The sequence below is a fragment of the Streptomyces spiramyceticus genome, from assembly GCF_028807635.1.
Classification (GTDB): Bacteria; Actinomycetota; Actinomycetes; order Streptomycetales; family Streptomycetaceae; genus Streptomyces; species Streptomyces spiramyceticus.
Genome location: NZ_JARBAX010000001.1, coordinates 2465351 through 2480617, shown reverse-complemented (window position 1 = coordinate 2480617; position 15267 = coordinate 2465351). Strand labels below are relative to the sequence as shown.

Sequence of the window (15267 nt, the reverse complement as noted above, 5' to 3'; positions counted from 1 at the left end):
GAAGGGCCCGTCCGGCGTGTGCCGGGCGGGCCCTTCCGCGTTGCCGACCGCTGTCCGCTAGAGCAGGCGGCGCGCGGCCCGCCTCAAGTCGTACTCGTGGACGATTGCTTTCGCGTGACCGTAGGCGAGGTTGTGTTCGCTCCGGAGCCAGCTCACCTTCTCGTCGAAGCGGAAGAGGGCTGGGCCGTCATCTACGGTGCGGAGCCAGTCGGAGATTTCACGACCGGTGCAGTGGGGGATACGGGAGAGCAGATTTCGATGGGTCTCTTCGGAGAAGACTTGGGACATTCGGCGCCTCCGGACGCATTGCGCGAGTGCTCCTTCACGCCACCGTGCCTGAGCGTTCGCCCGTTGGCAACAGTCCAGGGCGGGCGCGTAGGGTCGCGGAGTGCTCGATACAACGCCTCTGACGGCCGCCGTGGACCGATTCGCCGACCGGCTGCGGGCCGCCCCGCAGAGCCGCCTGCAGCGCGGCGCCGCCGCCGAAGGTCTTGCTCTGGCCAGGGAATTGGCCGTACGGGCACAGCGGCTGGAGGAGCCGGAGAGCGAGCCGCGGATCATGCCGGACGCGGGTGCGTTCGCGGTGGCTGATCAATTGGCGGTGGCAGGCCATGATTTGGCCGTGGCATTGCAAACGGCCCCGTCGGAGCAGGAGCTGGACGAGGCCGTGAGTCTGGTGAGAGCCGCGGCGGCGCGGGCGCAGCTCTAGATCGCGGCGGCGCGGGCGCGGCCGCGAGGCGTGGCCTGTGGCCGGGGTGGTGAGGCGTGGCTCCGAGGCGTCGCTCTAGATCGAGGCGATGACCCGGTCGGCCAGGATGTAGACGCTGTCCTCGCCGCAGGCGAAGGTCAGCGCGTACGCGCCGGAGATGCCGGAGCCGCCCAGCAGTATCGGCGTCTCGCCGTCACGCAGGGCCTCGGCGAGGCGCTCGGCGGTCTCGCGGTGTCCCGGCGTCATACAGAGCGTCGTACCGTCCGTGAAGACGTACACGTCGAGGGTGCCGAGCGGTCCCGGGCGTACGTCGGCGAGCTCGGTGCGGGCGGCCGCGAGCTCTTCGAGGCGGGTCACGGTGCGCTCGTGGTCGGTGACGACCGGCGTCTGGACCGGGACGAAGTCGGGGTGCGAGGGGTGGCGGCGGCGGGCGGCGGCCAGCTCGGCGGAGTCCTCGGGGTACGCGTCGGCCGGCTCCAGGTCGTCGGGACCGTCGGGGCCGTCGAGTGCCTCCAGGGCCTCGTACGCGTCGAAGGCCTCAAGGCCCGCGAAGTCGGCCTGGCGCGGCACGAAGAACGGCGGGCTGTCGTCGCCGAGCCCGGTCAGGCCGCCGAGCAGCGAGGGGGCGTCCGCGGCGTCGCGGGCTTCCTGCGCGGCCCAGAAGGCACGCGCCTCGGCGAGCTCGCGCTCACGTTCCTCGGCGAGTGCTTCGGCGACCGCGGCCCGTATGCCGTCGGCCTCGGCGGCACGGGTCTGCTGGGGGACGGCGGCTCCGGCACGGCCGAACGCGGCGGCCGTCAGCTCGGTGCGCAGGGCGGTGACCTGCCTGCGCAGTCCGTGGACAGCGTGCAGGGCAGCGGCGCCCACGGCCGTGGCAGCGGCCGTGGTCAGCAGCAGGGCAATAGACATGGCGCTCACTGACTTACTCCCGGTTTCATCGATCCCCCGACTTCCTACAGCAGCTTGCCGTGGGCCTGCGCCACCTGTCAGTGCATTACGTCACGAATTGGACAGGTCTTTTGGTTGGCTGTTTAGCCCCGAATGGGCGCTGACCTGGGAATATGCCTCTCCCCCAGGAGATAGATCACATCCTGGGGGAGATTGGGTTACGAACCGGGTGCGACGAGGCGCCCGACGGGGGGCCGCGTGATCAGCTGAGGCGCTCGATGACCATCGCCATGCCCTGGCCGCCGCCCACGCACATCGTCTCCAGGCCGAACTGCTTGTCGTGGAACTGGAGGCTGTTGATCAGCGTGCCGGTGATGCGGGCGCCCGTCATGCCGAAGGGGTGGCCGACGGCGATGGCGCCACCGTTGATGTTGACCTTGTCCAGGTCGAGGCCGAGGTCCCGGTAGGACGGGATGACCTGGGCGGCGAAGGCCTCGTTGATCTCGGCGAGGTCGATGTCGCCGATGGTCAGCCCGGCGCGCTTCAGTGCCTGCTTGCTGGCCTCGACGGGGCCGTAGCCCATGATCTCGGGGGACAGGCCGGAGACGCCGGTCGAGACGATCCGCGCGAGCGGCGTCAGGCCGAGCTCGCGCGCCTTGGTGTCGCTCATGATCACGAGGGCGGCTGCGCCGTCGTTCAGCGGGCAGCAGTTGGCGGCGGTGACGCGGCCGTCGGGGCGGAAGACGGGCTTGAGGCCCTGGACGCCTTCGAGGGTGACGCCGGCGCGCGGGCCGTCGTCCTGCGACACGACGGTCCCGTCGGGGGTCGTGACGGGGGTGATCTCGCGCTCCCAGAAGCCGTTCTTGATGGCCTGCTCGGCGAGGTTCTGCGAACGTACGCCGAACTCGTCCATCTCCGCGCGCGTGATGCCCTTGAGGCGGGCGAGGTTCTCGGCGGTCTGCCCCATTGCGATGTACGCGTCCGGGACCAGCCCGTCCTCGCGCGGGTCGTGCCAGTCCGAGCCCTCGCTCTGCGCGACGGCGGCGGTACGGGCCTCCGCGTCGGCGAAGAGCGGGTTGTGGGTGTCGGGCATGCCGTCGGAGCTGCCCTTGACGGAGCGGGACACCATCTCGACACCGGCGGAGATGAAGACGTCGCCCTCGCCGGCCTTGATGGCGTGCAGCGCCATGCGGGAGGTCTGGAGGGAGGAGGAGCAGTAGCGGGTGACCGTACAGCCGGGAAGGTGGTCCATCCCCATCTGTACGGCGATGATCCGCCCCAGGTTGTGCCCCTGCTCGCCGCCGGGGAGGCCGCAGCCGAGCATCAGGTCGTCGATGTCGCGCGGGTCGAGCTCGGGCACCTTGGCGAGGGCGGCCTGAACGATGGTGGCGGTCAGGTCGTCGGGCCGCAGGTCCTTCAGCGAACCCTTGAAGGCGCGGCCGATGGGCGAACGGGCGGCAGAGACGATCACGGCTTCGGTCATCACGGCTCCATGAGGGGGCGAGTATGCAGGGCTGTCTGGGAAGTTACCCGCACGTATGGCCCGGGTCACCGCCCGGACCATGTGATGCGGACCTCTTTTCTAAGCGCCCGCTCAGTTTCTGGTAAATGTTCAGCCCGTCCAGCGTTTGAGGACAAACGGGGTCTGGGGGCTTGCCCCCAGTTTCGGGAAGGGGCAGGTAGGGGGAACTGCGCCGCAGGCAACCCGCACCCGCCGACCCCGGCCGCACCGCACCGCACCCGCCACACCGCACCCCCGCCCCTCACCCCCGCGCCGCGTCCGGTGTCGCCGGTTCCGTGGGCTCCGTCCGGGCCGGCAGGCGCCTGCGGCGGCGGTGTTTCAGGAGGGCCCAGGGGGCTCGGGCCGCCGTGACCTCCGTGCCGGCCGCCGACGCCGCCTCCGCCGCCGCCTTCGCAACCGGCAGGATGCCCTCGTCGCGCGTGGCGTCCAGGCGGTCCGTCTCCGGCCACAGGCCCAGCGCCGCGCACAGCGTGGGCAGGACGGCCATCGCCGCCGTCGCGTAACCCTCCGCCGAGGGGTGGTAATTGTCCGGTCCGAACAGCTCACGCGGGTTCGCCTGGAACTCCGGGCCCAGCAGGTCGCCCAGCGACACCGTACGCCCGCCCTGCTCCACCGCGCCGATCGTCTGCGCCGCCGCGAGCTGCCGCGACACCCGCCGGGCGAGCCACCGCAGCGGCTGGTAGACCGGCTCGATCGTGCCCAGGTCGGGGCAGGTCCCGACGACTACTTCCGCCCCCGCCGCGCGAAGGCGGCGTACCGCCGAAACGAGGTAACGGACCGACTGCGTGGCCGGCATCCGGTGCGTGACGTCATTCGCGCCAACCATGATCACGCAGACGTCGGGCCGCCGCGCCGGATCCGTCAGCAGCGCCGTGACCTGGCGCTCCAGGTCGTCGGACTGTGCCCCCGGCTGCGCGACATTGCGCATCTCGACCGGCCGCTCCGCCACCGCCGCGAGCCCCGAGGCCAGCAGCGCCCCCGGCGTCTGTCCGGCCCGCCGCACGCCCTGGCCCACCGCCGTCGAGTCGCCGAGCATGGCCAGCCGCAGCGGCGGATCCGCGGACTGCCCGGGCCCAGGCGGGGGCATGCCGTAGATCCCGTCCGCCGGTGGCGGAACCGGCGCCCGCCCGCCCCCCACCGATCGCTTCGCCAGCTGGACCTCCGCGAGGAAGATCCCCACCGCGGCGGCACCGACCAGGCCGATGCCGCCGCCTCCGTACGCCGCGCCAGCGGCGATCCGCCGTGCCACCCTCGCTCTCGACACAGTCGCAGCCACCTCCTCGAAGCCTTCGAGCCTCCCGCACAAGTGCTTACTGCCCGGTAGTGGGCGTTCTTCAATCTCGCCTTGAGGTGAACCGAGGGTCGTGAGCCGCATACGCTGGCATCACCATCACGGAGACCCCGGAGACCACCGTGCAATTTCACGACTCGATGATCACCCTCGTCGGCAATACCCCGCTTGTGAGGCTGGGCAGCGTGACGGCCGGCATCCAGGCAACAGTCCTGGCCAAGGTCGAGTACTTCAATCCTGGCGGGTCCGTGAAGGACCGGATCGCCCTGCGCATGATCGAGGCGGCGGAGCAGAGCGGCGAGCTCCAGCCAGGCGGCACCATTGTCGAGCCCACCAGTGGAAACACCGGTGTCGGGCTCGCCATAGTGGCGCAGCAGAAGGGTTACAAGTGCATCTTCGTCTGCCCGGACAAGGTGTCCACGGACAAGATCAATGTGCTGCGCGCGTACGGCGCGGAGGTCGTCGTATGCCCCACGGCGGTCGACCCCGAGCACCCCGACTCGTACTACAACGTCTCCGACCGTCTGGTCAGAGAGACGCCGGGCGCCTGGAAGCCCGACCAGTACAGCAACCCGAACAACCCGCGCTCGCACTACGAGACCACCGGTCCCGAGCTGTGGGACCAGACGGACGGGAAGATCACCCACTTCGTCGCGGGCGTCGGCACCGGAGGCACGATCTCCGGCACCGGCCGCTACCTGAAGGAGGTCAGCGGCGGCAAGGTCAAGGTCATCGGGGCCGACCCCGAGGGTTCCGTGTACTCGGGCGGCTCGGGACGGCCGTACCTCGTCGAGGGCGTCGGTGAGGACTTCTGGCCTTCGGCGTACGACCGGACCGTGACGGACGAGATCGTCGCCGTGTCGGACAAGGACTCGTTCCAGATGACGCGCCGTCTCGCCAAGGAGGAGGGCCTGCTGGTCGGCGGCTCCTGCGGCATGGCGGTCGTGGGCGCACTGCGCGTCGCGGAGCGGCTCGGACCGGACGACGTGGTCGTCGTACTGCTGCCGGACAGCGGCCGCGGCTACCTGAGCAAGATCTTCAACGACGAGTGGATGGCGGACTACGGCTTCCTTGAGGAGTCGGGCCAGCACGCGAGCGTCGCCGACGTCCTGCAGCACAAGGAGGGCGACATCCCGAAGCTGGTGCACATGCACCCGGAGGAGACGGTCGGCGAGGCGATCGAGGTGCTCCGCGAGTACGGCGTGTCGCAGATGCCGATCGTGAAGCCGGGCGCGGGCCACCCCGACGTCATGGCCGCGGAGGTCATCGGCTCGGTCGTCGAACGGGACCTGCTCGACGCCCTGTTCGCGCAGCGCGCGTCGCTGAACGACCCGCTGGAGAAGCACATGAGCGCGCCGCTGCCGCAGGTCGGCTCGGGCGAGCCGGTGGAGGACCTGATGTCCGTACTGGGCGGCAAGGGGCAGCACGACGCTGCCATCGTGCTGGTCGAGGGCAAGCCGACGGGTGTGGTGAGCAGGCAGGACCTGCTGGCCTTCCTGGCGAAGCCGTAGCGAACCGTGCGAGGCCGTGGCGAACCTCAACGAGGCCGCAGCGACGGCGCGGTGAGGGCGTAGCTTCGCAAAAGTGGTACGAGCGCGACACGTCCGCGCAGCACCGGCTTAACACGCGTCCTGCACATTGGTTGTTGTCGGCGTCAAGGACAACCGGAGCGGCTCCCGGACCTCCATGGACGCCTGGACGCGGAGACCGGCCCTGACCCGGACCGTGTCCCGCGGGGACCGCCGTCGTCCCGCCCCCTGGGCAACCGGGGGTGCGGCGGTCCCCGCGGTATTTTTTGACCCGCCCCGCCCCGCCCCGCCCCGCCCCGCCCCGGCGGGACACCAGGGCGTGTCCTAGTCCTCCCAGTCGGACTTCTCCCGGGTCCGCCGTATCCACGGCCAGCCCCGCGCCGCGTGGACCGCGTTGACGCCGACGATGCCGGCCCAGGCGACGATCAGGCCCTTGAGGTCCGCGTTCACGACACCGATCGCCGACAGCGGGATGGCCAGAACCAGCGAGATCGCGCCGAAGCCGAAGCGCTCCCCGAAGCTCGACTCCCCGCTCTGCGCCGGCTTGGTGCTGCCCCTGGCGACGACCATCTGCTGCTCGGCCAGCTGACGGCGTACGCGGCGGTCGACCGTACCGTCGAGGCGTTGGTCGACCTTCTCCAGGAACGATTCGATGAGTGCGGACTCGTAGTCCGGCCCGAGCTCCTTGCGCGCGTGCAAGGTGGCGTCGAGTTCCTTCTTGAGCTCAGGGTCGCGGGCTTCCATGCACCCAATTTACGGAGCGGGCGCGGCGCGTGGCAGTGGGGCTACCCCCCCTTTCTTCCCGGGGGGAAGCCGAACGGCCGTGCTCCCGGATCAGGTGAGGTTCTTCTCCAGCGCCCGGATGTACTGGTGGATCGAGTGGTCACGGAGGCCGTCGGCGGCCGGGGCGAAGGGGTCGGCGGTCATGCCCTTGGCCCGGTCGGCCAGCCCGCCCAGCACGGTCATGGACTCGCGGATCCTGCCGCTGGAGTCGATGTACCGCAGGTGGTCGACGTGGGTGTACGCGGGCTCCGGGGGCAACTGCGGCACGATGTCGTTGTTGTTGACGAAGCGGTACATGCGTTGCTTGAAGCCCTTGTTGTACGCGGCCGCAAGCAGCCGGTCGCAGGTGCGCGGCTGGCCGAAGGTGTAGACGCCGTCCGCGTGCAGCCGCGGCTCCTCCAGATACATCCGCGCCCCGGCGAGCATGGCCAGGGCGCCGCCGAGGCTGTGGCCGGTGAACCACACGCTCTGCCCGTTGGTACGGAGCTCCGCGAGGGTGTCCTTCACGTCCGGGATGACGGATTCGAGCGCCTCCCCGAAGCCGTAGTGGATGTAACCCGTCTTGCCCGGCCCGGGCCAGGGCGGCGTCGTGGCATCCGAGAGCCAGTCCCGGATCTGCGCCGGCTCCGTACCGCGGAACGCGGTGATGATCATGTGGTCGCTGGCCATCGTGAACGCCTGCGTGTCCTGAAGCGGGAACGGCGGCGTAAACCGGGTGTGGTGATGACGCACCCGGTCGAAGCCCCAGCTCCCGGCGCGCTCCTCGATGGCGGCCTCGCTCTTGTAGGCCAGATCCGACGCCTGGGCCAGCCAGTAGGCGTGGGCCAGGCTGTACGAGTCGGCGTGATGGTCGATCGCGGACGGTACGGGCATGGTCGAGTCCTCTCGGAGCAGGTCCGGCATCGCTTCACAGGCAGCTGCCACGAGCCGGTGCACCATGTCGTATCCGCCGACGACCTGCCCGAAAGATCTTGGCCCTGTCTTCACCCGGATGCGCAGGTCCCCGTCAGCCCGCCCGCAGTACGCCGATCAGCTCGGTGGCCGTGGCCGTCATCGCCCTCCGGCCGACCGAGAGGTACGTACGGGAGTCGACCGCCTTCGGATTGGCGGCCAGGTACGCGCGAATCGCCCCGGTCATCGCGATGTTCAGGGCCGTACCGATGTTGACCTTCGCTATTCCTCCGGCGACCGCCGCCGAGAGTTCGCCGTCCGGCACGCCCGAAGAGCCGTGCAGAACCAGCGGCACTTCGAGAGCGTCGGCCAGCCTGGCCAGCAGTGCGTGGTCCAGTGCCGCCGTACGGGACGTCATGGCGTGCGAGCTGCCGATCGCGACGGCCAGCGCGTCGACGCCCGACGCCTCGATGAAGGCGCGGGCCTCCTCCGGGTCCGTGCGCGCCCCGGGCGAGTGTGCGTCCAGGGGCTCCGCGCCGTCCTTGCCGCCGACTTCGCCCAGCTCGGCCTCGATCCACAGGCCGTTGCTGTGCGCCCATGCGGCGGCGGACCGGGTGGCGGCGAGATTCTCCTCGTACGGAAGGTGGGCCGCGTCGAACATCACGGAGCTGAACCCGGCGTCGGCCGCCTGCCGCAGCAGCTCGCCGCTCTTGACGTGGTCCAGGTGGAGCGCCACGGGCACCCCGGCATCCCGGGCCGCGGCCGCCGCCGCGCGGGCCAGGGGCAGGACCCGCCCGTAGCGGAACTTCACCGCGTTCTCGCTGATCTGCAGGATCACCGGGGCGCCCGCGGCCTCCGCTCCGGCGACGACCGCTTCCGCGTGCTCCAGCGTGATGATGTTGAACGCCGCCACCGCGTGCCGGTTCGTGGCGGCCTCGGCGACCAGGGCGCCGGTCTCGGCCAGAGGCATCGTCAGGCTCCCGCGAGGATGACGGAACGGGTGAGGTGGCGCGGCCTGTCCGGGTTGAGCCCGCGGGCCGCCGCGACCGCGACCGCGAGGCGCTGCGCCCGTACGAGCTCCGCCAGCGGGTCGAGGCCGCCGGCCACCCACATGGCGCCGGTGGCGTGCACCTCGTCCGCCAGGCCCGAGGGGGCGTCGCCGATCATCCAGGTGGCCGTGCCACGGGTGGAGATGCTGATCGGGCCGTGCCGGTACTCCATGGCCGGGTACGCCTCGGTCCAGGACCGCGCGGCCTCCCGCATCTTGAGCGCGGCCTCGGAGGCGAGCCCGACCGTCCAGCCCCGGCCGAGGAAGGTGAACTGCGAGCAGCCCACCAGCCATTCGGGCAGCGGCTCGGCGAGCGCGTCCCTGGCGTCGTCCACGACGGCCTCCGAGTGCAGGCCGAAGTGCGCGCGCAGGAGGGTGAGGGCGGTGGTGGCGAACCGGGTCTGTACGACGGACTTCTCGTCCGCGAAGTCGAGTACGACCACGTCGTCGGCGGCCGACATCACCGGCGTGTCCGGGTCGGCGGTGACCGCAGTCGTAGGCATCCGCCCGCGCAGTGCCGCGAGGAGTTCGACGACCTCGGTCGTGGTGCCCGAGCGGGTGAGGGCGACGACCCGGTCGTAGCGGCGGCCGGTCGGGAACTCGGAGGCCGCGAAGGCGTCCGTCTCGCCGTGTCCGGAGCTTTCGCGCAGCGCCGCCGCGGCCTGCGCCATGAAGAGCGAGGTTCCGCAGCCCACGATCGCCACCCGCTCTCCCGCCGCCGGGAGCGTGCCGCTCAGGCTCGCGGCCAGTTCAGCGGCCCGGTTCCAGCACTCCGGCTGGCTCGCCAACTCGTTCTCGACATGACTCACGCCGTACTCCCACCCTGGTCCGAATGCTCGTTCCTGCAAGATATACGCATCTTTCGCGCAACTTCAAGCATGTGGCGGTGCGCTAGTGTCACATCGAACGGTCGAGGAATGGAGCTGCGGATGTCCCGCGACGCCCGCTGGAAAGCACTGCTGGATCTGCTGGTCGAGCAGGGCCGGCTGGACGTCGAGGAGGCGGCGACGGCGCTCGACGTGTCGGCCGCCACCATCCGGCGCGACTTCGACCAGCTCGCCGAACAGCAGATGCTGGTACGTACCCGGGGCGGGGCGCTCGTTCACGGCGTCTCGTACGAACTCCCCCTGCGCTACAAGACGTCCCGGCGCGCGGCGGAGAAGCGGCGTATCAGCACGGCCGTCGCGGCACTCATCTCGCCCGGCGAGGCGGTGGGTTTCACCGGGGGCACCACGACCACCGAGGTCGCCCGCGCCCTTGCCGCGCGCCCCGATCTGGCCACCGGATCGCCCGCCCTCACGGTGGTGACCAATGCGCTCAACATCGCCAATGAGCTGGCCATCCGGCCGCAGTTCAAGATCGTGGTGACGGGCGGGGTCGCGCGCCCGCAGTCGTACGAACTCATCGGCCCGCTCGCGGGCGGAGTCCTCGGTCAGATCACGATGGACACCGCGGTCCTCGGCGTGGGCGCCTTCGACGCGGTCCACGGGGCCACGGCCCACGACGAGGACGAGGCGGCCATCAACCGGCTGCTCTGCGAGCGCGCGGGACGCGTCGTCGTGGCCGCCGACTCCACCAAGCTGGGTCAGCGGGCCTTCGCCCGGATCTGTGCGACGGAGCAGGTGGACACGCTGGTCACGGACGCCGCGGTGTCCGACGAGATGGCCGACCGGTTCGCCGAGGCGGGCGTGGAAGTTATCCGCGCCTGATCCCGCGCACGGGGGCTGCCAGGCATAACCCCTTCGGGGGCCACGGCTGGCGGGCCGTGGAGGCCTGGCCAAGGATGAACTCGGGCCGGCAGAACTGCAGCCTGGCTCCCCCGCACCGGAAGGACGAAGGCTCAGTATGGAGACGCGATCCGACTTCAGGATGATCCGCTTCAACCAGCGCATCGGCACGCGCACACCCCCCTCCAACTTCGATCCCGGCTCGTCACGGTTCATGGGCGACCAGACGTCGTTGGAGTCGTTCGAGATCGACAAGGACCCCGTGGGGGACGGCTACCTGGTGATCCAGGTCTACGGGGTGGACTTCAACAACCACCGGATTCTCGTCAACGACAGGGACCTGGCCGAGTTCGACATCGCCAGAGGGGCCAGAGGGCAGGTCCTCTGGCAGACCTGGATGGACCCGATCGAACGTGGCATCCTCCGGCAGGGGCGGAACACGATCCAGGTCCAGCACGGCCAGTCGTCGGGCGGTCAGATCGACAATTTCATCGTCCGTAACGTCGTCGTGCACTGGCGCGAGTCCGTCGACGGCGGTTACCAGGGCGGGCGGGACAGCGGCAACCACGGTCAGTGGTGACTCCCGAGGCCCCTTGATACGGACGCATTGATCCGGACGTATTGATCCGGACGTACGCGGACTTCCCTCTTATGCTCCGCCCCGAGGGGCAGGTTTCCTCCACCACCGCGCCTGTATATGGTCATGCAGGTCTCGGGTTGGCTGAATAAATGCCAATGCCCGAGGTAAGACTGTGGTGGTGGACTTCCTGAGGGGGACGGCATGAACGACAGCCCTGCCGCACGACTGCAGCAGCTCTTCGAAGGGCATCGGCTCACGCCCACCCAGCGGCGTATCGCGCACTGCATGGTGCGCAAGGCCGCCGATGTGCCGTTCCTGTCCAGCGTCGAGCTCGCCGAACTGGCCGGGGTCAGCCAGCCGTCCGTCACCCGCTTCGCCGTCGCGCTCGGCTTCGACGGCTATCCGGCGCTGCGCAAGCACCTGCGCGACGTCGCCCCCGCCGAGGCCGCGGCGCGGGGCGAGGATGCGTACAACGAGTACCAGCAGGCGGTCCAGGCCGAGATCGAGAACCTCCGCCACCTCGCCGAACTGCTCGCCGACCCCAGCCCCGTGGAGGAGGCCGGCCGCATCCTCGCCGCGTCCCGCCCCCTGCCGGTGCTGGGCCTGCGCGCCGCCTCCTCGCAGGCCCGCGGCTTCGCGTACTTCGCCGCCAAGGTGCATCCCGACGTACGCCTCCTCGACGAGGGCGGCACGATGCTCGCCGACCGCATCGACGCCGCGCGCCGGGCGGGAGCCACCGCGCTGCTGTGCTTCGCGCTGCCGCGCCACCCGCGCGAGGTCGTGGAGGCACTGGCGTACGCCCGGACGCAGGGCCTGACCGTCGTGTCGGTCGCCGACTCCGCCTTCGCGCCGGTGGCCAAGCACAGCGACCTGCTGATCCCGGCGGCGGTCGGCACGGGCCTGGCCTTCGACACGGCGTGCGCGCCGATGCTGCTGGGGCGGGTGCTGCTCGAAGCGATGTGCGACGACCTGCCGGACGCGCAGGCGCGGCTGGAGGAGTTCGACGCGAAGGCGGCGGCGCGGGGGTTGTTCGTGGATTAGGCGTGCCGACGTGCCGGGCGGAGCTTTCTCTCTTCCCCTACCCCCAGGCAGTCGGCGCTTAGGGCGATGGCGGACACGACGTGCCCTGTGGCCAGGTGCCTGTTCGTGATGTGGCGATGCGAAGCCGGAAACGCCGCATCAAGGACTCCTGAAGTCGAGTGTCCGTCAGGGCTGAGTTCGCTGCTCGCCGACCTCCGCCTCGGGACAGGCATCGGTGAAAGCTGGAAAAAACGGAAGCCGGGCGTTGATGGAAATCGCCCATGTCGCCGGTCGCTTCCATCAGGCATGGCCAGAAGTTGTAGGAGTTGTCGGCGACCGACCACATGCACCTTTAATGATTTTTCGCCCTTTTGTGATGCTGGACTTTGAGGCATAAACGGGGGGCAAGATTGCGCCACCCAATGCGCGACGGTGGGCCGGAGAAACTGGATGGCAGGTTCCCTTTGCCTCTCCCTCGTTCGCGCAACCTCCCGATTCCTGCATCAATTAGAACTTCCGGTTAGAACTCCCGTGACGCGAATTTACTGCTTCCGTGAAGTTGCGGTGTGCCGGGACCAGCGCAAAGGCAGTTGACGGTCAAGGCGCACGAGGTGTTGGCTTCGTTGTGGTCTACAGAGGGTGTTGGACGACGAGCGGCCACATGGATGCTCTGTTCATGCAGTCCTCTGAATGACAGGCACCGCTAGGTCTACGCAAAGGGGGAAAGCGCTAATGAGGGTCCCACGTCAATTAAGATCCGGAATTATCGCCGCCATCTGCACTACCACTGCTGTCGGGTCGGTAATGGTGATCGCTCCGGCAGCGCACGCCGAGGAAGGACCCCACGGCGGAATCGTCGGTAATTACACGGGCGGCGACGTTTCCCGCCCGCAGCAGGGCAAGGAGCTGTCCGCGCAGGCCAAGGAGAAAATCGCGCTGACCGACGCGTGGTTCAGTGCCCACGAGGGTCGCAGCAGTAAGGCGGAGTACGCCGAGCGGGAGAAGACGTTCCTTCAAAAATATGGGCTGGACAAGCAGGGCGCAGCCCAGCTCAACGCCGCTTCGCCCTATGCCGCCACCGCGGCGCCCAGTAGTCGCACGCTGTCGCTGAGGCACTACGGTCAGGCAACAGGCTACTTCTGCGGGCCGGCGACCGCAGCCATGATGATCAAGAGCGTGAACGGGTCGATCAGGAGCCGCTACAACAACAATGCCTTCAGCCAGCAGAACCTGGCGAACAGCGCTCACATGAACACCGCGAACGCGCGCGTGACCGACTGGGGAACCAAGAAGTTCGTCACGGGTATCAACCGGTGGCGGGGGCAGAACTGGTACGTGCAGGTCCCTTCGCCGACACCCACGAACGCCGTGAAGACGATGCTCCACAGCATCGGCGGCAACGGTATGCCGATCGCTGCGGACACCGTCGAGTTCGCGAACGGGCGGCACTACAACGGCCATCCGGTCAACAAGACGATCGGTCACTGGATAACCGCCTACGGCTACACCTCCAACGGCTCAAGCAGTAAGTGGGCAGATCCCTCGACAACGGTGTGGAACGGCGTGAGCAAGACGTTCGCGTACAACACCCGCAACTTCACCAGCTACTTCCTCCAGTCGAACGGATACGCCTACTAACATGCGAGTCAGCCCGGCGCTGCCCATCGTGATCCTGCTCGTCGGGCTGACCGCCTGTACCAGTGAGGAAAGTCCCCGCCCGCCGGCGGGGGACACCCCCTCAGCCCGGCCCACCGCACCTACGGCAACGAAGCCTGCGGCAGGGAGATCGTTCAACCTGACATCCGAGATCGGCACAGACACTGCCCGGTCGGCGAGCGCGGGCCGACAGTACGACCCGCGCTACGCGCCCAAGGCCAACCTGGGTGCGGGCCTCACGACGAACATCCTGGACATCACCGCATCCGGTCGGCTGGTGGCCGCCGCCAACTCAGAACCGAAGAGCACTGACGGTGTAGTCCGCATCGGCCAGAGCCGAGTTGGCCTCCAGGACGCGACGTCCTTCTCCCCCTTCCCCGCCGCCAAGAACGGCACGTGCCGCAACACTCCTCGCCAGGCCGTCTACGCCGACGAACGCGACGGGACCGTTGCCTGGGTCGAGTCCGCCAGCACAAATCTGTACGCCTTCGACTGGTGCGTCTTTGCCTACGATCCAGGCACCAAGACCACCACCCTCTTGGGAGACTCCGCCTCTGTCAGCGGCAGGCAGCAGGGGATGCCAGAACCCTCAGGCAGTTCCGCTGTGTCTCTCGGCCAGTCCAAGGCGTTCTGGGCCACCACCTACCAGACCTCCGGCAAACCGAAGTTCGGAGTCAAGGTGGTGGCGCGGCAGCTGACCGGCGGTTCGGGCCTGGAAACGGCTGTTGACCACGCCAAGCTGCCCCGGGCGGTGGGTGACACGCTCTTCTATGTCCGCTCGGCAGACATTGCACCCGGCTTCCCCAAGGACCGCTTCGAGATCCGGAAGAGGGAGGCGAACGGAACCGACAGGCTGGTCGCAGGCGGCCCACTCACCGCGGGCCAGGAGGTTTCCACGCTCTCCGTGAAATCCTCACGCGTGAACTGGGTCATCGCCAACCCCGAACAGGCAAATTCAAGGCTCTACTCGCTCGACTTGAAGACCAACAACGCCGTCACGTTCAAACTCGGCCATGCCGGGCCATCCACGATGTTCCTGCGCTCCACCGACGATCACCTCGTGTGGGGCAACGGCAGCGCCGCCGGGGACGCAGGCCAGTACGTGTACGAGTTCGAGTCCGGGAAGCTGTGGCGAGTCGGCGCTGAAGAAGGCTTCAGCGTCATCTACGCAAAGGCCGACCGCCTCGCCTGGGCGAACATCCCGGGCAACTCCCACAATGCGAAGGCCTCCTACGAGGTCGCAGACTGGAAGTAAGCAGGACACCACACCGTGGCCTTCCTGTCGGCGTCCCCCGGTGCGTGTGTACACCGACACGAGCCGTGACCCGGTTCCTCAGATGCGCAGCGCTCGGGACTCTTCTTTGGTCGGGCTCGTCCACGGGGTGGACCGCGGATTCGCGACGGGCTCGGGGGCTCAGGGTCATGGAACAGAAGCCGCCCCACGAGAATCAAGGCGGGACAGTCACCCGCACCGTCGTTGTCACCCAGAGTCAGAGAGTGTCAGACGAAGACGACGACGAAGATGTTTGATCCTCTTCACGCACCCGCGTCGGCTGGCTTCTGCGGGGAGCGCATCGCCACGCTCCCTTCTGCACACCTGGCGGCCGTACGCTGGCCGAGACG

General features: G+C 69.0%; 15 protein-coding genes. 7 read left to right on the top strand and 8 right to left on the bottom strand.

The features are described 5' to 3' along the window. Positions 1–57 precede the first annotated feature (57 nt). A complete protein-coding gene (locus PXH83_RS11100) occupies positions 58–288 on the bottom strand; it encodes a DUF4287 domain-containing protein (protein WP_274559346.1) in 231 nt (76 codons plus the stop codon). Positions 289–388: 100 nt separating this feature from the next. Between PXH83_RS11100 and PXH83_RS11095 the strand changes: the two genes are divergently transcribed. Continuing rightward, positions 389–709, top strand: coding sequence for a hypothetical protein (locus PXH83_RS11095; protein WP_274559344.1), 321 nt, complete (start codon positions 389–391; stop codon positions 707–709). A 75-nt stretch (positions 710–784) separates the two neighbouring features. On the opposite strand, the gene PXH83_RS11090 is transcribed toward PXH83_RS11095, so the two are convergent. The 3 genes from PXH83_RS11090 to PXH83_RS11080 all read right to left on the bottom strand — a co-directional run bounded on the left by PXH83_RS11090 (position 785) and on the right by PXH83_RS11080 (position 4368). Next, complete coding sequence (locus PXH83_RS11090; protein ID WP_274559342.1) at positions 785–1618, bottom strand: hypothetical protein; 834 nt, start codon at positions 1616–1618, stop codon at positions 785–787. 241 nt (positions 1619–1859) lie between these two features. Further along, the gene (locus PXH83_RS11085; protein ID WP_274559340.1) at positions 1860–3080 is read right to left on the bottom strand and encodes an acetyl-CoA C-acetyltransferase; all 1221 of its coding nucleotides are present in this window, start codon (positions 3078–3080) and stop codon (positions 1860–1862) included. Positions 3081–3360: 280 nt separating this feature from the next. Next, positions 3361–4368 carry an SGNH/GDSL hydrolase family protein gene (locus PXH83_RS11080; protein WP_274562774.1) on the bottom strand — a complete coding sequence of 336 codons (1008 nt, stop codon included), beginning with the start codon at positions 4366–4368 and terminating at the stop codon, positions 3361–3363. Positions 4369–4532: 164 nt separating this feature from the next. On the opposite strand from PXH83_RS11080, the gene PXH83_RS11075 reads away from it, so the two are divergent. Next, positions 4533–5921: a cystathionine beta-synthase gene (locus PXH83_RS11075; RefSeq protein ID WP_274559338.1), complete on the top strand. Its 1389-nt coding sequence runs from the start codon at positions 4533–4535 to the stop codon at positions 5919–5921. 342 nt (positions 5922–6263) lie between these two features. Here the strand turns inward: PXH83_RS11075 and PXH83_RS11070 are convergent, their stop codons facing one another. The 4 genes from PXH83_RS11070 to PXH83_RS11055 form a co-directional block, all read right to left on the bottom strand. Beyond that, positions 6264–6683 (bottom strand): hypothetical protein, encoded by a 420-nt coding sequence (locus PXH83_RS11070; RefSeq protein ID WP_274559336.1) that lies wholly within the window; start codon positions 6681–6683, stop codon positions 6264–6266. Between the two features lie 90 nt (positions 6684–6773). Next, positions 6774–7595 carry a lipase family protein gene (locus PXH83_RS11065; RefSeq protein ID WP_274559334.1) on the bottom strand — a complete coding sequence of 274 codons (822 nt, stop codon included), beginning with the start codon at positions 7593–7595 and terminating at the stop codon, positions 6774–6776. A 133-nt stretch (positions 7596–7728) separates the two neighbouring features. Further along, positions 7729–8583 (bottom strand): class II fructose-bisphosphate aldolase, encoded by an 855-nt coding sequence (locus tag PXH83_RS11060; RefSeq protein WP_274559332.1) that lies wholly within the window; start codon positions 8581–8583, stop codon positions 7729–7731. A gap of 2 nt (positions 8584–8585) precedes the next feature. Next, the gene (locus PXH83_RS11055; protein ID WP_274559329.1) at positions 8586–9470 is read right to left on the bottom strand and encodes an SIS domain-containing protein; all 885 of its coding nucleotides are present in this window, start codon (positions 9468–9470) and stop codon (positions 8586–8588) included. A 120-nt stretch (positions 9471–9590) separates the two neighbouring features. Here PXH83_RS11055 and PXH83_RS11050 point away from each other — a divergent pair, with 120 nt between their 5' ends. From PXH83_RS11050 to PXH83_RS11030, 5 genes are all read left to right on the top strand, one after another. After that, positions 9591–10370 (top strand): DeoR/GlpR family DNA-binding transcription regulator, encoded by a 780-nt coding sequence (locus PXH83_RS11050; protein ID WP_274559327.1) that lies wholly within the window; start codon positions 9591–9593, stop codon positions 10368–10370. Between the two features lie 136 nt (positions 10371–10506). Further along, positions 10507–10968: a DUF7383 domain-containing protein gene (locus PXH83_RS11045; protein WP_274559325.1), complete on the top strand. Its 462-nt coding sequence runs from the start codon at positions 10507–10509 to the stop codon at positions 10966–10968. Positions 10969–11169: 201 nt separating this feature from the next. Then, positions 11170–12009: a MurR/RpiR family transcriptional regulator gene (locus tag PXH83_RS11040; RefSeq protein ID WP_214919667.1), complete on the top strand. Its 840-nt coding sequence runs from the start codon at positions 11170–11172 to the stop codon at positions 12007–12009. A 783-nt stretch (positions 12010–12792) separates the two neighbouring features. Further along, entirely contained in the window at positions 12793–13626 is an 834-nt protein-coding gene (locus PXH83_RS11035; protein ID WP_274559319.1) for a C39 family peptidase, read from the top strand. Between the two features lies 1 nt (position 13627). Then, positions 13628–14899, top strand: a complete 1272-nt coding sequence (locus PXH83_RS11030) for a hypothetical protein (protein ID WP_274559317.1) — start codon at positions 13628–13630, stop codon at positions 14897–14899. Positions 14900–15267 lie beyond the last annotated feature (368 nt).